At 60.5% G+C, this 21,437-nt stretch carries 18 protein-coding genes; 17 read left to right on the top strand and 1 reads right to left on the bottom strand.

The window, feature by feature from the left end; translation table 11 throughout:
- Nucleotides 1-40: 40 nt before the first annotated feature.
- Nucleotides 41-2,299: a putative bifunctional diguanylate cyclase/phosphodiesterase gene (locus tag ACO1VH_RS07860; RefSeq protein WP_486243946.1), complete on the bottom strand. Its 2,259-nt coding sequence runs from the start codon at nt 2,297-2,299 to the stop codon at nt 41-43.
- A gap of 156 nt (nt 2,300-2,455) precedes the next feature.
- On the opposite strand from ACO1VH_RS07860, the gene aroC reads away from it, so the two are divergent.
- From aroC to purF, 17 genes are all read left to right on the top strand, one after another.
- Nucleotides 2,456-3,553, top strand: coding sequence for a chorismate synthase (aroC, locus tag ACO1VH_RS07865; RefSeq protein ID WP_486243947.1), 1,098 nt, complete (start codon nt 2,456-2,458; stop codon nt 3,551-3,553).
- A gap of 62 nt (nt 3,554-3,615) precedes the next feature.
- A complete protein-coding gene (locus tag ACO1VH_RS07870) occupies nt 3,616-4,440 on the top strand; it encodes a M48 family metallopeptidase (RefSeq protein ID WP_486243948.1) in 825 nt (274 codons plus the stop codon).
- Between the two features lie 186 nt (nt 4,441-4,626).
- A complete protein-coding gene (gene leuC / locus ACO1VH_RS07875; protein WP_486243949.1) occupies nt 4,627-6,030 on the top strand; it encodes a 3-isopropylmalate dehydratase large subunit in 1,404 nt (467 codons plus the stop codon).
- Nucleotides 6,031-6,072: 42 nt separating this feature from the next.
- Nucleotides 6,073-6,189, top strand: a complete 117-nt coding sequence (locus ACO1VH_RS07880) for an entericidin A/B family lipoprotein (RefSeq protein WP_486243950.1) — start codon at nt 6,073-6,075, stop codon at nt 6,187-6,189.
- Nucleotides 6,190-6,259: 70 nt separating this feature from the next.
- Nucleotides 6,260-6,907: a 3-isopropylmalate dehydratase small subunit gene (gene leuD / locus ACO1VH_RS07885; protein ID WP_486244231.1), complete on the top strand. Its 648-nt coding sequence runs from the start codon at nt 6,260-6,262 to the stop codon at nt 6,905-6,907.
- 57 nt (nt 6,908-6,964) lie between these two features.
- A complete protein-coding gene (leuB, locus tag ACO1VH_RS07890; protein WP_486243951.1) occupies nt 6,965-8,035 on the top strand; it encodes a 3-isopropylmalate dehydrogenase in 1,071 nt (356 codons plus the stop codon).
- Nucleotides 8,036-8,114: 79 nt separating this feature from the next.
- Nucleotides 8,115-9,221 carry an aspartate-semialdehyde dehydrogenase gene (asd, locus tag ACO1VH_RS07895; RefSeq protein ID WP_486244232.1) on the top strand — a complete coding sequence of 369 codons (1,107 nt, stop codon included), beginning with the start codon at nt 8,115-8,117 and terminating at the stop codon, nt 9,219-9,221.
- A gap of 233 nt (nt 9,222-9,454) precedes the next feature.
- Entirely contained in the window at nt 9,455-12,235 is a 2,781-nt protein-coding gene (locus ACO1VH_RS07900; RefSeq protein ID WP_486243952.1) for a motility hub landmark protein FimV, read from the top strand.
- Nucleotides 12,236-12,307: 72 nt separating this feature from the next.
- Nucleotides 12,308-13,117 carry a tRNA pseudouridine(38-40) synthase TruA gene (gene truA, locus ACO1VH_RS07905; protein ID WP_486243953.1) on the top strand — a complete coding sequence of 270 codons (810 nt, stop codon included), beginning with the start codon at nt 12,308-12,310 and terminating at the stop codon, nt 13,115-13,117.
- Between the two features lie 64 nt (nt 13,118-13,181).
- Nucleotides 13,182-13,853 (top strand): phosphoribosylanthranilate isomerase, encoded by a 672-nt coding sequence (locus tag ACO1VH_RS07910; protein WP_486243954.1) that lies wholly within the window; start codon nt 13,182-13,184, stop codon nt 13,851-13,853.
- Between the two features lie 18 nt (nt 13,854-13,871).
- The gene (gene trpB, locus ACO1VH_RS07915; RefSeq protein ID WP_486243955.1) at nt 13,872-15,143 is read left to right on the top strand and encodes a tryptophan synthase subunit beta; all 1,272 of its coding nucleotides are present in this window, start codon (nt 13,872-13,874) and stop codon (nt 15,141-15,143) included.
- Nucleotides 15,144-15,228: 85 nt separating this feature from the next.
- Nucleotides 15,229-16,026, top strand: coding sequence for a tryptophan synthase subunit alpha (gene trpA, locus ACO1VH_RS07920; protein ID WP_486243956.1), 798 nt, complete (start codon nt 15,229-15,231; stop codon nt 16,024-16,026).
- 128 nt (nt 16,027-16,154) lie between these two features.
- On the top strand, nt 16,155-17,027 hold the full coding sequence (accD, locus tag ACO1VH_RS07925) for an acetyl-CoA carboxylase, carboxyltransferase subunit beta (RefSeq protein ID WP_486243957.1): 873 nt from the start codon (nt 16,155-16,157) through the stop codon (nt 17,025-17,027).
- Nucleotides 17,028-17,152: 125 nt separating this feature from the next.
- Nucleotides 17,153-18,457: a bifunctional tetrahydrofolate synthase/dihydrofolate synthase gene (gene folC / locus ACO1VH_RS07930; protein ID WP_486243958.1), complete on the top strand. Its 1,305-nt coding sequence runs from the start codon at nt 17,153-17,155 to the stop codon at nt 18,455-18,457.
- 12 nt (nt 18,458-18,469) lie between these two features.
- A complete protein-coding gene (locus ACO1VH_RS07935; RefSeq protein ID WP_486243959.1) occupies nt 18,470-19,306 on the top strand; it encodes an SPOR domain-containing protein in 837 nt (278 codons plus the stop codon).
- Between the two features lie 44 nt (nt 19,307-19,350).
- Entirely contained in the window at nt 19,351-19,839 is a 489-nt protein-coding gene (locus ACO1VH_RS07940; RefSeq protein WP_486243960.1) for a CvpA family protein, read from the top strand.
- A gap of 48 nt (nt 19,840-19,887) precedes the next feature.
- Nucleotides 19,888-21,399, top strand: coding sequence for an amidophosphoribosyltransferase (gene purF, locus ACO1VH_RS07945; protein ID WP_486243961.1), 1,512 nt, complete (start codon nt 19,888-19,890; stop codon nt 21,397-21,399).
- Nucleotides 21,400-21,437 lie beyond the last annotated feature (38 nt).

Consider the following 21,437-nt stretch of genomic DNA (forward strand, 5'->3'; position numbering starts at 1 on the left):
CAGACTCAGGTGAGCGGCGGAAGGCCGTGCAATTTAGTGCCTAGTGCCGACTCGTATATTCGTGCAGCCAGTCGTGCAGTACGTCGGAAGTCAGCGGTTTGGCGAACAGATAGCCTTGCCCGACCGAACAGCCGAGTTCGGCAAGAATTTCGGCCTGACGTTCGTCTTCCACACCTTCCGCGACGACGTCCAGATCCAGATTGCGGCCGAGCTGGATGATCGCTTCGGCGATGCTGCTGCCGCGTGCGGATTCGGTGATTTCGGTGACGAACGCGCGGTCGATCTTCAGGCGGTCCACGTTCAGCTTCTGTAGATGGCTGAGCGATGAGAAGCCGGTGCCGAAGTCGTCGATCGCGATGCTGACACCGGTGGCCGTGATCTGATCCAGCAGCCGGATCAGCGCTTCGGGTTCTTCCATCGCCATCGATTCGGTGATTTCCAGTTCCACGCAATGCGCGGGAGCCTGCGTCTCCTGCAGCGTGCGGCGCAGCATCGCAAGGAAATGCGGATGGCGGAACTGCACTTGCGATACGTTGACCGACACCATGAAGTCGGTGAACCCCAACTGGTGAATGCGCACCAGTTCCTGGCACGCCTGTCGCAGCACCCATTCGCCGAGATCGATGATCAGTCCCGAATATTCGGCGATCGGAATGAAACGGTCCGGCGAGATCATCGTGCCGTCATCGTCGCGCCAGCGTAGTAGCGCCTCGGCGCCGACCGGGGTGCGGGTGGCGATGTCGATCTGCGGCTGGTAGACGACGTACAACTGCTTTTCTTCGAAGGCGGCGCGCAGCGCATGCATCATGTTGACGCGTTCGCGGATGTCGATGCCCATGCTGCGCGAGAAGTAGAAGTGTCCGGTGCGCTGCTGCAGCTTGGCACGCTTCAGCGCGATGTGCGCATTCTTCAATGCCTCGGCGCCGCGGCCCTCGTGTTCGGACAGACGGACCAGGCCGACGGTAGCCGACAGCTGGACGTCTTGTCCATCGATGCTGAAGGGTTTCTCGAATTGCGCGAGCACGGTGTCTGGATTGACCTGATTGTCGTCGCCGAGCACACCGAAGGTGTCGCCGCTCACACGTGCGACGATGAGGCGGTCGCCCAGTCGAGACTGCAGGCGCGTGGCGACCGACAACAGTAGCAGGTCGCCGAACTGGTGGCCGAGCGTGTCATTGGTTTCGGCGAAGTGGTCGATGTCGATCAGCGCCAGCGTGGTGGGGCGGCTGACCGAGCGGTTCTTGCGCGCCGCGGCCAGCGTTTCGTCGATGATGTCCTTCAGGCGCGTGCGGTTGGGAAGCTTGGTCAGCGAATCGTAGAACGCCGAGTTGTGCAGCCGTGTGACCAGCATCAGGTTGGCAAGACCGACGGAGATGTTGCTGCAGAAAACTTCCAGCAAACGGATCTCGATATCGTTCAACGGCCGTTCGGTGCGAATGAATGCGGCGAAGTTACGTGCGGCGTCACCGGTGAAATGCAGCGCGGCGAAATCGCGGCCATAAATGTTACGGCTTTCGCTCAGCGCGCGGCTCAGCGCATTGCCGACGAGCGCATCGTCGAACGATGAAATCGGATGATTGACCAGATTGCCGTAGATGCCGGTTGCCGCAACGACGAACAGTTCGGTCTGCTTGTCGTGCAGCGTTTCCTGTACGCAGAGCAGGCCGTCGGCTGGCAGATTCAGCAGATTGCCGATGCGCCGGATGACGTTCGTGGCGAATTCCTCGAGCGTGGTTTGCGCCATCAGTTCGGTGCTGGCGCGCAGGATGTTGTCCAGGCCGGTGCTGTTGGCGTTGATCGTGCGAATCTGTTCGTAGGAGCGGAGCGCAGCCGCGACGACGGTGAACAGCTTGACGCGGGTCAGTTCGGATTTGGTCTTGTAGTTGTCGATGTCGTACTGCAGGATGGCATCGATTTCCGGTGTGAGGTCGAATTGTCCGGTGCGCAGGATGATGCGCACTTCAGTACGGAGCAAATCCTCTCGGATGTAACGGAGCAACTGCAGGCTTTCGTGCTGCACCATCGCGACATCCAGCAGGATGACTGCGATATGAGGTTCCGCTGCCAGGATTTCGTGGGCCTGCGGTGCCGAATAGGCATGCAGGAATGCCAGCGGCCGGTTTTGTATCTCAATACCATCGAGGGAAGAGGCCGTTGCGGAATGGACATCCGCATCGTTGTCGATGATCAGAATCTGCCATGGCAGATCTTTTGTTTCAGTCTTGTTGTCACCGGAGCCGCGCACCGTTTCTTCCAGAAATACAAGGTCATCCTTGCGATGGCTGACCGCCTTGCTCATGGGTGCCGTCTCCGATTCTTATGGGTTCCCGTTTGGAAACCGTATATTGCACACCGATCCGGCATCAGGCAATGCTTTTTCCCTATGGAATTGGAACGACGTCGGCTGCTGCGCTGGTAGAATGACCACTTTACCAAGTCAACCTCGCGTCCCATTATGTCCGGCAATACCCTAGGCACACTGTTTACCGTTACTACATTCGGCGAATCGCACGGCCCCGCAATCGGCTGCGTGATCGATGGTTGTCCGCCTGGCATGGTGTTGTCGGAAACCGACATTCAGCCAGAACTGGACCGTCGCAAGCCGGGCACGTCGCGCCATGTGACGCAGCGCCAGGAGTCGGATACTGTCGAAATCCTGTCCGGCGTATTCGAGGGCAAGACCACCGGCACGCCGATTGCGCTGCTGATTCGCAACGAGGACCAGCGCAGCAAGGATTACGGCAACATCGTCGATACCTTCCGTCCCGGCCACGCCGATTACACCTATTGGCACAAGTACGGCATCCGTGATCCGCGCGGTGGCGGCCGTTCGTCGGCGCGTTTGACTGCGCCTGTCGTCGGCGCGGCGGCAATCGCCAAGAAGTGGCTGAAGGAACAGTACGGCACGACGTTCAAGGGCTGCATGAGCCAGTTGGGCGAGATCGCGATTCCATTCGAGGACTGGAAGCATGTGCCGGAGAATCCGTTCTTCGCGGCCAACGCGAGCATCCTGCCGCAGCTGGAAGCCTACATGGACCAGTTGCGCAAGGACGGCGATTCCTGCGGTGCGCGCATTGACGTGGTGGCGCAGAATGTACCGATCGGCCTGGGCGAGCCGCTGTTCGACAAGCTGGATGCAGACATCGCCTATGCGCTGATGGGCATCAATGCCGTCAAGGGCGTCGAAATCGGCGCGGGTTTCCGCTCGGTGGCGCAAAAGGGCACCGAACATGGCGACGAACTGACGCCGCAAGGTTTTGGCAGCAACAATGCCGGCGGCGTGCTCGGCGGCATTTCGACCGGCCAGGACATCACGGCATCGATCGCCATCAAGCCGACTTCCAGTATTCGCACCGGCCGCCAGTCGATCGACAAGGCCGGCCATCCGATTACGGTGGAAACGCTGGGACGTCACGATCCCTGCGTCGGCATTCGCGCCACGCCGATCGCCGAGGCAATGCTGGCGCTGGTGCTGATGGATCACGCATTACGCCATCGCGCCCAATGCGGCGATGTTTCTGTCGCCACGCCGAAGATTCCGGCCGCACGCTGAGCCGGGTCGGCGCCATCGGCGCCTTTACGTCTCTTTATGCCTTTATGTCTGGAGGAAGGAAGATGAAACCGTTTGGCCTGCGTACCCTGATTTCCGCATCTGTTATCGCCGGCGCACTATCGCTGGTAGCGTGCGAAACCGTGCAGACGACGCAAGGCGGTACGGTCGGCATCGATCGCCAGCAGCGCATGCTGGTATCGGAGCAGGAACTGGATCAGGCAGCCACCAAGCAGTACACGGCATTGATCGCCGAAGAGAAAAAGAAGAATGCATTGAACCGCGATGCGGCGCAGGTCGCACGCGTGCGCAGGATCGCTGACCGGCTGATCGCGCAGACGCCGGTGTTCCGTGCGGACGCGCGCAGCTGGAAATGGGAAGTCAACGTGTTGTCGTCGTCCGAGGTCAATGCCTGGTGCATGCCTGGCGGGAAGATTGCGGTCTACACGGGATTGATCGACAAGGTGAAGCCGACCGATGACGAACTGGCTGCGGTGATCGGCCACGAGATTTCCCACGCGCTACGCGAACACGCGCGTGAGCGTGCGTCCGAGCAGATGGTGGCCGGCAGCCTGATTTCGGTCGGTTCGGCATTGTTCGGCCTCGGCGACCTGGGGCAGCAGGGCGCGCAATACGCCTACATGGGACTGGTCGGCCTGCCGAACTCGCGCAGCCACGAAACCGAGGCCGATCGCATGGGCGTCGAACTGGCCGCCCGTGCCGGCTACGATCCGCGTGCCGCCGTGACGTTGTGGCAGAAGATGGGCCGCGTCGGCGGCAGCGAGCCGATCAAGTTCCTGTCCACGCACCCGTCCAGCGCCGACCGCAGCCGCGACCTGACCGATTATTCGCAGCGCGTGATGCCACTTTATCTACAGGCAAAAAAATAGCCGCTGCCCCGGTGACAATTGCCGTCGATTCCGCCGCGTTGTAACGGCGGAAATCATCCCCATCTTGTCAACGAAACGCGTTCAGCCGCGTTGGCAATCTCGAGCCTTGCTCATTCAGGCAGGGCGCAAATATGGCATAATCGAGAGCTTTCCCGGCCTAGTGCCAGCCTCTACAGCAAGCGAAACATGGCTCAGACTCTCTACGACAAACTCTGGCAAGCGCACGTCGTCGATACTGCCGACGACGGCACGACGATTCTCTACATCGATCGTCACCTGCTGCACGAAGTGACCAGTCCGCAGGCATTCGAGGGACTGAAGCTGGCGCATCGTCAGCCGTGGCGCCGTTCCGCCAACCTGATGACGGCCGACCACAACGTGCCGACTTCCGGCCGCGACCAGGGGATCGCCGATCCGACATCGCGCCTGCAGGTCGAGACGCTCGACCACAACGCGCAGGAATTCAAGCTGACCTACTTCAGCATGCGCGACAAGCGCCAGGGCATCGTCCACGTGATCGGCCCGGAGCAGGGCGCGACGCTGCCGGGCATGACGGTGGTTTGCGGCGATTCGCACACGTCCACGCACGGCGCGTTCGGCTGCCTGGCACACGGCATCGGCACTTCCGAAGTCGAGCACGTGCTGGCGACGCAGACGCTGCTGCAGAAGAAATCCAAATCCATGCTGGTGCAGGTCGACGGCGCACTGCCGACCGGCGTGACTGCCAAGGACATCGTGCTGGCCATCATCGGCAAGATCGGCACCGCCGGGGGTACCGGTTATGCGATCGAATTCGGCGGTTCGACGATCCGCTCGCTGTCGATGGAAGGCCGTATGACGATCTGCAACATGGCGATCGAAGCGGGCGCGCGCGCCGGCATGGTCGCCGTCGACGACACGACGATCAATTACGTCAAGGGACGCCCGCTCTCGCCGGTCGGCCCGCACTGGGATCGCGCCGTCGAATACTGGCGCACGCTGCATTCGGACGAAGGTGCGAAATTCGACATGGTCGTCACGCTGAATGCCGCCGAGATTCTGCCGCAGGTCACCTGGGGCACGTCGCCCGAGATGGTGGTGCCGGTCGACGGCCGCGTCCCGGACCCGGACAAGGAAAAGGATCCGGTCAAGCGCGACGGCATGGAAAAGGCGCTGGTCTACATGGGCCTGAAGCCGAATACGCCGATCGAGGATATCCGCATCGACAAGGTGTTCATCGGTTCCTGCACCAACTCGCGCATCGAGGATCTGCGCGCAGCTGCCGCCGTCGTGCGCGGCAAGCAGCGCGCATCGAACGTCAAGCTGGCGATGGTGGTGCCGGGCTCCGGTCTGGTGAAGGAGCAGGCAGAGCGTGAAGGCCTGGACAAGATTTTCCGCGATGCCGGTTTCGAATGGCGCGATCCGGGCTGTTCGATGTGTCTGGCGATGAACGCCGACCGTCTGGAACCGGGCGAGCGCTGTGCTTCGACGTCCAACCGCAATTTCGAGGGCCGTCAGGGAGCCGGTGGCCGCACGCATCTGGTCAGCCCGGCGATGGCTGCGGCGGCCGGTATCGAAGGCCATTTCGTCGATGTTCGCCTGTTGAAGTAATTTGATTGTGTGAAGTACCGAAAGTAAGCAAGGGAGAAAAACATGAAAAAGGTTGTGCTTCTGCTGATCGCTTCTGTCTGGCTGCTGGCCGGTTGCAATACCGTGAACGGCTTCGGCAAGGATGTCGAACGTGCAGGCGAAAAAATCCAAGGCAGGTAAATCCTCCGGTTTGCAGCCCTAATGACGTCGGCGTTAGCCGATGTCCATCATCAAGTTGAAGTTGAACGGCATGGAAAAATTTACTCTTCTCGACGGCCTGGTGGCGCCGCTGGATCGCGCCAACGTGGATACCGACGCGATCATCCCGAAACAGTTTCTGAAATCGATCAAGCGTACCGGTTTCGGTCCGAACCTGTTCGACGAATGGCGTTATCTGGATATCGGCCAGCCGGGCCAGGACAATTCCACGCGTCCGCTGAATCCGGACTTCGTGCTGAACCAGCCGCGCTATCAGGGCGCTTCCATCCTGCTGGCGCGCAAGAATTTCGGCTGCGGTTCGTCGCGCGAACACGCGCCGTGGGCGTTGAGCCAGTACGGCTTCCGCGCTGTCGTCGCGCCCAGCTTCGCCGATATCTTCTTCAACAACTGCTACAAGAACGGCTTGCTGCCGGTCGTGCTGACCGAATCGCAGATCGACAAACTGTTCGATGAAGTGAAGGCCTTCCCGGGTTTCCGCCTCGTCATCGATCTGGAAAAGCAGACCATCGGCACCAGCAACGGCAACATCACCTATCCATTCGAGATCGATTCGTTCCGCAAGTACTGCCTGCTGAACGGTCTGGATGACATCGGACTGACGCTGCAGAAGGCTGACAAGATTCGTGCATACGAAGAACGCCATCTGGCTGCGCAGCCGTGGCTGTCCAACACGATTTGAACCTGTTTCACTGATCTACGCTCACGATCCCATTTCCATTTTTTAAGAAGTCATCCAATGAAAATCGCAATCCTGCCCGGCGACGGCATCGGTCCCGAAATCATGAACCAGGCCGTCAAGGTGATGAATGTCCTTGGCGAAAAATTCGAAACTGAAACCGTGCCGGTCGGCGGCGCAGCGTATGCGGCTCACGGCCACCCGTTGCCGGAATCGACGCTGAAAGTCGCTAAGGAAGCGGATGCCATCCTGTTCGGCGCCGTTGGCGATTTCAAGTACGACACGCTGGAGCGTTCGCTGCGTCCGGAACAGGCGATCCTGGGTCTGCGCAAGCATTTGTCTCTGTTCGCGAACTTCCGCCCGGCGATCCTGTATCCGGAACTGGCCGGCGCCTCGTCGCTGAAGCCGGAAATCGTCTCCGGTCTGGACATCATGATCGTGCGCGAACTGACCGGCGACATCTATTTCGGCCAGCCGCGCGGCATGCGCGAAGCACCGGACGGTCCGTTCAAGGGCGAGCGCGAAGGTTTCGACACGATGCGCTACACGGAGCCGGAAATCCGCCGCATCGCGCACGTCGCCTTCCAAGCAGCGCAGAAGCGCGGCAAGCGCCTGACCAGTGTCGACAAGGCCAACGTGCTGGAAACCTTCCAGTTCTGGCGTGACGTCGTGACTGACGTCCACAAGGAATATCCGGACGTCGAGCTCGACCACATGTACGTCGACAATGCCGCGATGCAGCTGGTGCGCGCGCCGAAGAAGTTCGACGTCGTTGTCACCGGCAACATGTTCGGCGACATCCTGTCGGACGCGGCCGCGATGCTGACCGGTTCGATCGGCATGCTGCCGTCGGCTTCGCTGAATGCCAAGAATCAGGGTCTGTATGAGCCGTCGCACGGTTCGGCGCCGGACATCGCTGGCAAGGACATGGCCAACCCGCTGGCGCAGATCCTGTCGCTGGCGATGATGCTGCGCTATTCGCTGAACAAGGCCGAGCAGGCCGATCGCGTGGAAGCTGCGGTCAAGGCCGTACTGAAGCAGGGCCTGCGTACGCCAGATATCTACGAAGCCGGCACGACCAAGGTCAGCACCACGCAGATGGGCGACGCGGTCGTGAAGGCATTGGCATAAGACAGAGACGCCGCCGGAGGATGTACTACGGCGGTTTGATGAACGCGGCGATGCAATGCCGCTTCTTGAGGAAATGATGATGAAACGAGTTGGCTTGGTCGGTTGGCGCGGTATGGTGGGTTCGGTCCTGATGCAACGCATGCAGGAAGAGAAGGATTTCGACCACATCGAGCCGATTTTCTTCACGACGTCGAACAAGGGCGGCCAGGCGCCGGCGATGGCGAAGAACGAAAAGACGCTGCAGGATGCCAACGACATCGACGCATTGAAGCAATGCGACATCATCATTACCTGCCAGGGCGGCGACTACACGACCGAGATTTTCCCGAAACTGCGTGCTGCAGGCTGGGATGGCTACTGGATCGACGCCGCTTCGACGCTGCGCATGAAGGACGACGCTGTCATCGTGCTCGATCCGGTCAACCTGAACGTCATCAAGGACGCGATGGGTCGCGGCATCAAGAACTACATCGGCGGCAACTGCACCAATTCCATCTTGCTGATGGGCGTGGGCGGCTTGTTCCATGCCGGCCTGGTCGACTGGGTCAGCTCGATGACGTATCAAGCTGCGTCCGGCGGCGGTGCCAACCACATGCGCGAACTGCTGTCGGGCATGGGCGTTGTGTACAACTCGGTGGCCGAGGAACTGAAGACGCCGTCGTCGGCGATTCTCGATATCGACCGCAAGGTAGCGCAGACGATCCGTCAGGACGTGCCGACCGAGTTCTTCGGTGCGCCGCTGGCTGGCGGCCTGATCCCGTGGATCGATGCGCAATTGGAAAATGGCCAGTCCAAGGAAGAATGGAAGGGTCAGGCCGAAGTCAACAAAATCCTCGGCAACACGCAGCCGATCCCGGTCGACGGCCTGTGCGTGCGTATCGGCGCGATGCGTTGCCACAGCCTGGCGCTGACGATCAAGCTGAAGAAGGATGTGCCGCTGGCCGAGATCGAACAGATCATCCGTGGTGGCAACCAGTGGGTGAAGTGGGTGCCGAACGAGCGTGCAATCACCGTCAAGGAATTGACGCCGGCATCGATTACCGGCGGTCTGGAAATTGGCGTGGGTCGCGTGCGCAAGCTGAACCAGGGACCGGAGTATCTGTCGGCCTTCGTCATCGGCGACCAACTGCTGTGGGGTGCGGCCGAACCGTTGCGCCGCATGCTGCGCATCATTTTGGGTAAATAAGGCCCCCCTGAAAAGCCCGATTACCGTCCGGATCGCGTTGTCCAGACGCAACATAAACCCGCCAAATCGAAGCGTTTCACGCTTGGATGGCGGGTTTTAAATTATGTGACAAGCTGCTTGCGCTTGCGCGTGTAAGTCCATGATGCTAAGGTAAAAGTCCTTAAAAAAACTATAAGTAAGCGTCGCTTGCAGTCCTTCCAACGTACGCCAACGGATTCCCCATGCCTCCAAAAATGCGGTCAATTTCTCGTTCCAAGGTTTCCTCGTTTCAACTGAAGACTTTGAGCGCGGCGCTGCTGTCCGCCGCGATGCTGTCGAATGTCTACGCCGCCGGGTTGGGGAAATTGACGGTGCTATCGTCGCTGGGGCAACCGCTGCGTGCCGAGATCGAACTGACATCGGTCGAACCGGATGAACTGGGCACACTGGTGCCGCGTCTGGCGCCGGCCGATGCCTACCGTCAGGCCAATATCGATCTGAATCCGGTGCTGCTTTCATTGCGCTTCGCCACCGAGCAGCGCAACGGCACGCCGATCATCCGCGTGACGTCGACGCAGCCGATCAACGAACCGTTCGTCGACATGCTGCTGGAACTGGGCGGTACCAAGGGCAAGCTGGTGCGTGAATACACCTTCCTGCTCGATCCGCCTGAAATGCGTTCGGCGCGCGCATCGCAGGTGACGCCGGTCGCGATCGGACAATCTTCTCCGGCGCCGGCGCAATCCGCGCCGCCTGCCGCATCCGCTCCTGTACGGTCGGCGCCGGCAGCTGCTGCGCCGACGAGCGCCGCACGAAGCAACACGGTGCCATCGCGCCCCGTACAATATTTGGCAGCGCCTGCTAATGCCGCAGCAAATCCGGACTATGAGGTCAAGAAGGGCGATACGCTGGCGAAGATCGCCAACCAGTACCGTGAGCCCGGCGTGTCGCTCGACCAAATGCTGGTCGCCCTGTATCGCGCCAATCCGGACGCCTTTGTCGGCAAGAACATGAACCGCCTGCGCGCGGGACAGATTCTGTCGATCCCTGCAGCGACGACGGCCGAAGTCATCGAACAATCCGAAGCGCGTGGCGTCGTGGTGGCGCAGGCGGCAGATTTCAACCGCTATCGCAGCAAGCTGGCGGCCCAGGTTGCCGCCGCCAATGCGCAGCCTTCGGAAGAGGGGCGCCAGATCGCAGGCGGCAAGATCACCACGCGCATCCAGGAAGAATCCGGTTCTGCCAATAATGATGCGCAGGACAAGCTGAAACTGTCGAAATCCGGTACGGCTGTCGGTTCGACCGGCAATGCCGGCGTCACCGAAGAGGAATTGATCGCACGCGACAAGGCGCTGGCCGAGGCGAATGCGCGCGTGAAGGAGCTGGAAAAGAACGTCAGTGAATTGCAGAAGATCCTGGAAATCAAGAACAAGGATCTGGCAGCACAGCAGAAGCAGGCGGAAACGACCGCAGCCCCGGCTGCCGGTACGGCGACGAGCCCTGCTGCTGCATCCGCTGAAGCAGAGAAGCCGACAGCAGAAGCTGCCGATAACGCAGCCAATACGTCCGCAAATGCTGCTGCGAACGCCACGGCTACCGACGCATCTGAACCGCCAGCAGCCGCATCCTCTCCGGATGCCGCGGCAGCCCCGGCCGCGGAGCAACCCAAACCTGCGCCAAAACCAAAACGCACGCCGCCTCCGCCGACTCCTGTGCAGCAACCGAGCTTCTTCGACGATCTGGCCGCCAACCCGATGTTCCTGCCGGGCGCTGCCGTCTTGCTGGCCTTGCTGGCCGGTCTGGGCATCTACAGCTCGCGCCGCCGCAAGCAGCCGGCAAAGTCGTTTGAAGACAGCATCATTACCGATTCCAGCCTGAAATCGAATTCGCTGTTCGGTTCGACCGGCGGCCAGAGCGTGGATACGAACAACAGCGTCTTCAACTCCAATTTCGTGCCGTCGGCCAGCCAGCTGGATACCAACGAAGTCGATCCGATTGCCGAAGCAGACGTCTACATCGCCTATGGCCGCGATGCGCAAGCCGAGGAAATCCTGAAGGAAGCGCTACGCACGCAGCCGGACCGTCATGCCGTGCGCGTCAAGCTGCTGGAAATCTATTCCAATCGCAACGATGTGCGTTCATTCGAAATTCTTGCGACCGAGCTGTACAGCATGACCAAGGGCGAAGGCGAGGACTGGCAGCAGGCCGCCGCGCTCGGCATGGCGCTCGATCCGAGCAACCCGCTCTATGCATCGGGCAATGTACTGCCGGCAGACGTCGCGGCGAAGGCTTCGTCGCTGACTGCTTCCACGCAGCCGCTCGACGAGCAAGGGCTGGATGCGCTGCTCGATACGACGCAGCCGGATCCGAACACGACACTGGAAAGCTCGCCGTATTTCAACAATACGACGATGCTGACCGGCGATACGCAGCCGATGATGCCGAAGGAAACGCCGGCGGCTGCCGCAGACGAACAGAAGCCGCCGGTCACCGATCTGGATTTCGATCTGGAAGGTTTCGATATCGGCCAGTCTGAAAAGAAAGAAGCAGATACGCCTGCGCCGAAAGCCGAATTGCCGGCCGATGTCGCATCCATCGATTTCGGCTTCCTCGACGGCGACAAGCCGGCGGCGTCCGAATCGGTATCGGCATCGGAAGCTGCGGTACCGTCTGCGCCTGAAGCATCGTTGCCGGAATCGTTCGATCTCGAATTCCCGTCTTCCAATGAACCGGCTTCGGCGCAGCAGCCGGCTGCCAAGCCGGAAGAATTTGATCTGTCCGACATTACGCTGGAACTGGAGCCGTCTTCTGCATCGGCTGCCGAACAGCCATCCGATGCGCTGCCGCCACTGGAAGGTCTGGACGACGAAAGCTTCTCCAGCAATACCGAGATGGCGACCAAGCTGGATCTGGCGATTGCCTATCAGGAAATCGGCGACAAGGAAGGTGCACGCGAATTGCTGGAAGAAGTCGTCAAAGGCGGCAACAGCGAACAGTCGGCGCGTGCCGGCGAACTGCTCGCCAAGCTTTCCTGAGATAATTGAGCCGCTGAACGACGGGCGCAGCTTGCGCCCGTTTTCTTTTTTGTCCTGATTTCATTTCCGTCAATGAACGACGATTCCAAACGCATCGTGCTCGGCGTGCAATACGACGGCGCGCCATGGCAAGGCTGGCAGACACAGCCGCACGGAGAAACCGTGCAGGATCGTCTGGAGGCTGCGCTGCGCCAGTTCGCAGGCATGGATGTGGCGACCACTTGCGCGGGCCGCACCGATGCCGGCGTGCATGCGCTGGAGCAGGTCGTGCATTTCGATACGCCGCTGGATCGCGACATGAATTCATGGGTGCGTGGCGTCAATACCTTCCTGCCGCCGTCGATCGCGGTGCGCTGGGCGACCGCAGTGGCCGGTAACGCGGAGCAGGAATTCCATGCGCGTTTCAGTGCGCGTTCGCGCACCTATCAGTACGTGCTGTACAACAATCCGGTGCGTGCGCCGCTGCTGGATGGCAAGGCCGGCTGGGTATTCCGCCCGCTGGATGTGGATCGCATGCGCGAAGGCGCGGCACATCTGCTGGGCGAGCACGATTTCTCGTCGTTCCGTTCCGTGCAGTGCCAGGCGAAATCGCCGGTCAAGACGATGTATGCGATCGATCTGCAGCGGCGTGGCGACATCCTGCTGCTGACCTTGCATGCGAACGCTTTTCTGTATCACATGGTGCGCAATATCGTCGGCTCGCTGATTTTCGTCGGTACCGGTGCACGTCCGCCGATGTGGGTGAAAGAGTTGCTGGACGGGCGCGATCGCAAGGTTGCTGCGCCGACCTTCATGCCGGACGGCTTGTACCTTGCGAAAATCGATTACGATCCCAACTGGAAATTGCCGCAGACACCGCCGCAGAATTTCCTGTGGTTGTAAACCATGCAATTGAATTGTTTCAATTTTCAATCCGATCATTCATTCTCGACATGAAGACAGCACCATGACGCATCGCACACGCATCAAGATCTGCGGATTGACGCGCGAGCAGGATCTGCTGGGGGCCGTCGCGGCCGGCGCCGATGCAGTCGGCTTCGTGTTTTATGCGAAGAGTCCGCGCTACGTTGTGCCCGAAGCGGCAGGCAAGCTGATCAGGCAGATACCGCCATTCGTCACGCCTGTCGGCCTGTTCGTCAATGCGTCGCTGGAAGAAGTAGAGGCTGTGCTCGCGCATGCGCCTGTTTCCATGTTGCAATTTCATGGCGACGAGACGCCGGAACAATGTGCGGCGATCGCGACGGCAGTCAATCGTCCCTTCATGCGCGCAGTGCGCGTGAAACCGGAAACGACGGCAGGCGATTTGCTAGAATGCGAGTCTGAATATCGTGCTGCCAGTTCGCTGTTTTCCGGCCTGTTGCTGGATACCTATGTCGACAGCTATGGCGGCAGTGGAAAGGTCTTCGATTGGTCTCTCATTCCAGAAAGTCTCGCGCCTCGGGCCGTTTTAAGTGGTGGCTTGAACGCACAAAACGCGACTGACGCCGTGCAGCGCATTCGCCCCCATGCAGTCGACGTCAGCAGCGGCGTCGAGGAAGCGAAGGGCATCAAGGACGTCGCGAAGATTCGCGCCTTCATCTCCGCCGTACGCGCAGCCGATGCGATGCGTACGGATTGACAGACAAAGAGAATACACATGAAAGAACTCGATCCGCTCGGCAATTTCGCCGAGCGACAAGCGCTGAACGAAGCGGCATTGCACCAGGCTGCTCCTTACAACCTGCCGGACGTACGCGGTCATTTCGGTCCGTACGGCGGCAGCTTCGTTTCCGAAACGCTGAGCCATGCGCTGGCGGAATTGCGGGAAGCTTATGCGCGCTACAGCAAGGATCCTTCCTTCCTGGCCGAATTCCATTACGACCTCAAGCATTTCGTCGGCCGCCCGAGCCCGATCTATCACGCCGAACGCTGGTCGCGGCAAATCGGTGGCGCGCAGATCTACTTCAAGCGCGAAGACTTGAATCACACCGGCGCGCACAAGATCAACAACGTGATCGGCCAAGCGCTGCTGGCGCGCCGCATGGGCAAGAAACGCATCATCGCCGAGACCGGTGCTGGCCAGCACGGCGTGGCGACGGCGACGATCTGCGCGCGTTTCGGCCTCGAATGCGTGGTCTACATGGGTAGTGAAGACGTCAAGCGCCAGGCGCAGAACGTCTATCGGATGAAACTGCTGGGCGCAACTGTCGTGCCGGTCGAGTCGGGTTCGAAGACATTGAAGGACGCGCTGAACGAAGCGATGCGCGACTGGGTGACGAATGTCGAAACGACGTTCTACATCATCGGCACCGTCGCCGGCCCGCATCCTTACCCGATGATGGTGCGCGATTTCCAGTCGGTGATCGGCAACGAATGCATCCAGCAGATGCCGGAAATGGCGAGCCGCCAGCCGGATTATGTCGTCGCCTGCATCGGCGGCGGTTCCAACGCGATGGGTATTTTCTATCCATACATTGATTACAAGGACGTGCAGCTGATCGGCGTCGAAGCCGCTGGCGACGGCCTGGATACCGGCCGTCACGCAGCGTCGCTGACGGCGGGCTCGCCCGGCGTGCTGCACGGCAACCGCACCTATTTGCTGCAGGATGCGAACGGCCAGATCATCGAAACGCATTCGGTGTCGGCCGGTCTCGACTATCCGGGCGTTGGTCCCGAGCATGCATGGCTGAAGGATTCGTCGCGTGCCCAATACGTCTCGGTTACCGACGAGGAAGCGCTGCAGGCTTTCCACGATTGCTGCCATATCGAAGGCATCATTCCCGCTCTGGAATCCAGCCATGCGATCAGCTATGCGACCAAACTGGCGGCGACGCTGCCGAAGGACAAGATCGTGCTGGCAAATCTTTCCGGCCGCGGCGACAAGGATATGCATACCGTCGCGCAACGCATTGGGCTGAAGTTCGACTGAAGGCAAGGCGCTTCGCATTCACGGAGCGCCTTTCTTTCGTCCGTTGTCCGCAGGGATGCCCGAAACAAATCATCAGAACAAGATCATGTCCAGAATCCAAGCTACATTCGCCGCGCTGGCGGCAAACAAGAAAAAGGGACTCATCCCGTTCATCACCGCCGGCGATCCGGCACCCGAACTGACCGTGCCGCTGATGCACGCGCTGGTCGAAGGCGGTGCCGACATCATCGAGCTCGGCGTGCCGTTTTCCGATCCGATGGCCGAAGGCCCGGTCATCCAGCGCGCCTGCGAGCGCGCACTGAAATTCAACGTCAGCATGCAGGACGTGCTCGGCTTCGTGCGCGAATTCCGAAAAACCAACACCGCCACGCCGGTCGTGCTGATGGGCTACGCCAATCCGATCGAGCGCATGGGACAGGCCGCCTACGTGCAGGCGATGCAGGAAGCCGGCGCCGACGGCACCATCGTCGTCGACTATCCGCCGGAAGAATGCGAGGAATTCGCTGTCCTGCTGAAGGCCGCCGACCTTGATGCGATCTTCCTGTTGGCGCCGACGTCGACCGAAGAGCGCATCCAGCAGGTCGCCCGTTTCGGCAGCGGCTTCAGCTACTACGTGTCGCTGAAGGGCGTGACCGGCGCTGCGCATATCGATACGGCCGAAGTGGCGCAGCGTATCGCTGCGATCCGCAAATACGTGAAGCTGCCGATCGGCGTCGGTTTCGGTATCCGCGACGCGGCGACGGCGAAGACGGTGGCGGCCGTGTCCGATGCGGTCGTGATCGGTAGTCGCATCATCCAGGAACTGGAAAATACCCCGCAGGACAAGGCGGTAGATGCCGTACGCACCTTCCTGTCCGGCATCCGCAAGGCGCTGGACGAATAAGGTGAAATTGTCCGGCCGGGCGGGTACAATGCCGCCCGGTTTGGTAAAACATGCAACAACTGGCGAATTGCCGTTCGAACAGGACAAATTCGGTACAATTCGCCCATTCGAATTCTGAAAGGTCTGCGATGAGCTGGCTAGAAAAACTGCTTCCGCCCCGTATCCAGCGCTCCGACAGCGCGCAACGCAAATCGGTGCCGGAAGGTTTGTGGGTCAAGTGCCCGTCGTGCGAATCGGTGCTGTACCGCACCGATCTGGAATCCAACATCCACGTTTGTCCGAAATGTTCGCATCACCTGCGCATTCGCGCGCGCGATCGTCTGGATGCGCTGTTGGATGCCGGCGGCCGCTACGACATCGGCCAGGAAGTGCTGCCGGTCGATACGCTGAAATTCAAGGACAGCAAGAAATACCCGGATCGCCTGAAATCGGCTCTGGAAGCGACCGGCGAGACCGATGCGCTGGTCGTCATGGGCGGCTCGATCATGAGCCTGCCGGTGGTGGTTGCCTGCTTCGAATTCGAATTCATGGGTGGTTCGATGGGTTCCGTCGTCGGCGAGCGTTTTGCCCGTGCTGCACAGGTGGCGCTGGAACAGAAAGTGCCGCTGATTTGCATTACCGCAACCGGGGGGGCACGCATGCAGGAAGGCCTGTTGTCGCTGATGCAAATGGCGAAGACGACCGCAATGCTGACCAAGTTGTCGGAAAAGAAACTGCCGTTCATCTCCGTGCTGACCGATCCGACGATGGGCGGCGTGTCCGCTTCGTTCGCCTTCCTCGGCGACGTCGTCATCGCCGAGCCGAAGGCGCTGGTCGGCTTTGCTGGTCCGCGCGTGATCGAGAATACTGTGCGCGAAAAACTGCCGGAAGGCTTCCAGCGCGCCGAATTCCTGATGCAGAAAGGCGCGGTCGACATGATCGTGGATCGCCGCAAGATGCGCGAGGAAATCGCGCGCGTGCTGGCGCTGTTGCAGAATCAGGCGGCTGACGTACTGGCCTGAACACAGGCCGATCCGGACAAGCCCGAACCGCAGCAAGGTTCGGGCTTTTTATTTGACCGAATGGCGTCATCTATCTGTTGTTTCTTCCCGGGGCTTTCCTTGGAATTCTTCCTGTTTCCTTCTGCATGAACACTTTGCCAACGACACTGAACGACTGGCTGGCTCGCCTGGAAGCCATGCATCCGAAAGCCATCGACATGGGGCTGGAGCGCACGACGCAAGTCAAGCAGGCGATGGGGCTGCAGTTCGATTGCCCGGTCATCATCGTCGGTGGCACCAACGGCAAGGGATCGACCTGCGCGATGCTGGAATCCATCCTGTTGCGCGCCGGCTATCGCGTCGGTCTGTACACGTCGCCGCATCTGCTGGTCTTCAACGAGCGCATGCGCGTGAATGGGCAGTCGGCAAGCGATGAAGCGCTGATCGCTGCTTTCGACAAGATCGAAGCGGCGCGCGGCGAGACATCGCTGTCGTATTTCGAATTCACCACGCTGGCGGCGATGCAGCTGTTTGCCGATGCGAAGCTGGATGCGGTGATCTTGGAAGTCGGCCTTGGTGGCCGGCTGGATGCCGTCAACGTGCTGGATGCGGATGTTGCGATCGTCACCAGCGTCGATATCGACCATACCGAATACCTGGGCGACACGCGCGAGAAGATCGGCTTCGAGAAGGCCGGTATTTTCCGCAGCGGCAAGACGGCAATTTGCGGCGATCCGGTACCGCCCGCATCGCTGGTCGAACATGCGGAAAAGATCGGCGCCGACCTCTGGCTGTTCAATCGCGATTTCAACTATGCGGGCGACCGCCAGCAATGGAACTTCAGCGGCCGCGGACGACGCCGTAATGCGCTGGCCTATCCGGGACTGCGCGGCGCCAACCAGTTGCTGAATGCGTCGTCGGTATTGGCGGCACTGGAAGCCTTGCATCTGCGATTGCCGGTCAGTGCGCAGGAGGTGCGTTCCGGACTGGCTCAGGTCGAGCTGCCGGGACGCTTTCAGGTATTGCCGGGGCGACCGACCGTCATCCTCGACGTCGCTCATAATCCGCATGCGGCAGCGACGCTGGCGCAGAACCTCGGCAACATGGGTTTCCATCCCTATACCTATGCAGTATTCGGTGCGATGCAGGACAAGGATATCGACGGTATCGTCGCGCATTTGAAGGGGCATATCGATCACTGGTGCGTGACGGACCTGCCGCTGCCGCGCGCGGCAGCGGCCGATGATATCGCCGAAAAACTCAGGCAAGTCTACGGTGATTCCGAGCCACAGGCCGAAATCAGCATCCAGTCCTTTGCATCACCGGCAGAAGCCTATGCAAACGCTCTGAGCAGAGCGGGGGAGAATGATAGAATTGTGGTTTTCGGATCGTTCCTGACCGTCGCTGGCGTCATGGAAATTCGCCATGCCGCGCACCACTCAACGAATTGAACATTGAATCGTATGGGCTTGCTCTCGTCTTTTCGTAAAAACAAGCAGGAATCGTCGACCGGCAGCAGCGATTTCTATTCTCGGGCCGATGAAGAAATCCCGGCCGGACGCAGACGCAAGAGCAGCAAGCGAGATGAGCCGGTAGATCCGGTTCTGCCGGAAAAGAAACGCGCACGCCGCCGCCTGGTCGGCGCCATTGCCTTGGTGCTGGCGGTCGTCATCGGTCTGCCGATGATTCTCGATCCCGAACCCAAGCCGCTGCCCGACGACATCAATATCCAGATTCCTTCCCGCGATACGCCTGCTCCGGCTCCCGTAGTTGCTGGCAATTCGGAGAAGGTCGCGCAGCCGGAAGAAGCCGCGCCAGCGGCTTCGGCTGCCCCGCAACTGCAACCGCAATCGCAGCCTGAGCCGGCGAAAACGCCAGCCGCACCGGCAGTTTCCGAACCCAAGCCGAGCACCAAGCCGGCCGAGCACAAGCCGGACACGCCCGCACAAGACAAAGCTCATACTGCGCCAACAGCCGCCGACAAGGCTGCGACAGACAAGGCGGCAGCCGATGCCGCACGCGCACGCGCCATCCTCGAAGGCAAGGCTGTCGCATCGCAGCCAAAAACTGCCGGCAAGGTCGCAATACAGGTTGCAGCATTGGCATCGCAGGATAAAGTGAATGAACTGCAGAAGAAGCTGCAGGCGGCAGGATTGAAGTCATATACGGAGAAGGTGTCGACTTCGGCGGGCAGCGTGATTCGTGTGCGTGTCGGTCCGTTCGCGAATGAGGCGGAAGCGGAAAAGGCGCGTGCCAAGCTGACCAAGGCAGGTCTGAGCGGCAAGCTGGTGCCGGCCTGATGTCGGCTGTGTGGCGCAGCGGATTGCGGTAAAGCAGGGCGATTGTGACGATATTCGATTATCTGGTCCTGTTCGTCCTGATCTGTTCGGTCGTCATCAGTATGCTGCGCGGGCTGGTGAAAGAGATTTTGTCGCTGCTGGGCTGGATCGTCGCCTTCGTCGTCGCCAATGCCTGGGGCGGTACGTTGGCGCAGTGGCTGCCGGATGCGATTCCCGGCAGCACGGCGCGCCTGATCGTCGGATTCATCGCGCTGTTCATCGGCGTGCGCATCCTGATGGGATTGCTGGCGATGGCGCTGGATGCGGTGATCAAGGCAGCGGGCCTGACGCTGGCGGATCGCGGCTTGGGTGGATTGTTCGGCCTGGCGCGCGGGCTGCTGATTGTGTTGGCGGCGGTATTGCTGTGCGGGATGACGGCGATGCCGCAGCAGCCGTTCTGGAAGCAGGCATTGCTGAGTCCGCTGGCGGAAACCGCCGCGATGACCGTGGTGCCGTTTCTGCCAGGAGAACTGGCGCAGCGTATCCGGTTCTAATGGATGCGCGTTTTGAGTTTTGGTTTGTTTTAAGTTGAGGAGTCCACCATGTGTGGCGTTATCGGCGTTGTTTCCCACAGTCCTGTCAATCAATTGATCTACGATGCGCTGCTGCTGCTGCAGCACCGCGGCCAGGATGCGGCGGGCATCGCCACCGACAATGGCAATGCGTTCAGCATGCACAAGGCCAACGGTCTGGTGCGCGACGTGTTCCGCACCCGTAACATGCGCTCGCTGCCCGGCAATGCCGGTGTCGGCCAGGTGCGTTATCCAACCGCCGGCTCTTCCAGCGAGGACGAAGCGCAACCGTTCTACGTCAATGCACCGTTCGGCATCATCATGGCGCACAACGGTAACCTGACGAACTGGGAACAGCTGAAGATCGAGATGTTCAAGAACGATCGCCGCCACATCAACACCACGTCCGATTCGGAGGTGCTGCTGAACGTGCTGGCGCATGAAATCCAGGAAGCGACGACCGGTTACTCGCTCGATCCGGCTGCCTTGTTCAAGGCGGTTTCCGTGCTGCACAAGCGCGTGCGTGGCTCTTACGCGGTGACGGCGCAGATCGCCGGCTACGGCTTGCTGGCTTTCCGCGATCCATGGGGCATCCGTCCTCTGTGCATCGGCTTCAACGAAACCGACGCCGGCACCGAATACCTGATCGCCAGCGAATCAGTGGCGCTGGAAGGCCTGGGCTTCCGCTTCCTGCGCGACGTGCTGCCGGGCGAGGCGATCTTCATCGACATCGACGGCAAGCTGTACAACCAGCAGTGTGCGGAGAATCCGTCGCTGAATCCCTGCGCATTCGAATACGTCTATTTCGCGCGTCCGGATTCCGTCATCGACGGCGCATCCGTCTATGCGACGCGCCTGAAGATGGGCGAATACCTGGCCGAGAAGATCCGTCGCGAGATTCCGCTGGGCGACATCGACGTCGTGATGCCGATTCCCGATTCGTCGCGTCCTGCGGCAATGGAGCTGGCACATCGCCTGGACATCGAATACCGCGAGGGCCTGATCAAGAACCGCTATATCGGCCGCACCTTCATCATGCCGGGGCAAAGCACGCGCCGGAAGTCTGTGCGCCAGAAGCTGAACACGATCGGTTCCGAATTCAAGGGCAAGAACGTGCTGCTGGTGGACGATTCCATCGTGCGCGGCACGACCAGCCGCGAGATCGTGCAGATGGCGCGCGATGCCGGCGCGAAGAAAGTGTTGTTCGCTTCCGCCGCGCCGCCGGTCAAGTTCCCGAACGTCTACGGTATCGACATGCCGACGCGTGCCGAACTGATCGCGCACGGCCGCACGGAAGAAGAAGTCTGCCGCGAGATTACGGCCGATGCGCTGATCTACCAGGATCTGGATGCATTGAAGCGTTCGATCTCCGATGTGAATCCGGCACTGAAGAGCCTGGAGGCATCCTGCTTCGACGGCGTCTATGTGACCGGCGACATCTCGCGCGACTACCTGGACCGCATCGAGTTTGCGCGCCATAACAGCAAGGCCGAGGAACTGGCGCGCTCGCAACTGAACCTGAATCTGGCACAGGTCGATTAAGCCGCGCACGCGCCGATCAGATGCCTGATTGCGCGTGC

It is taken from the genome of Oxalicibacterium sp. (assembly GCF_057353965.1).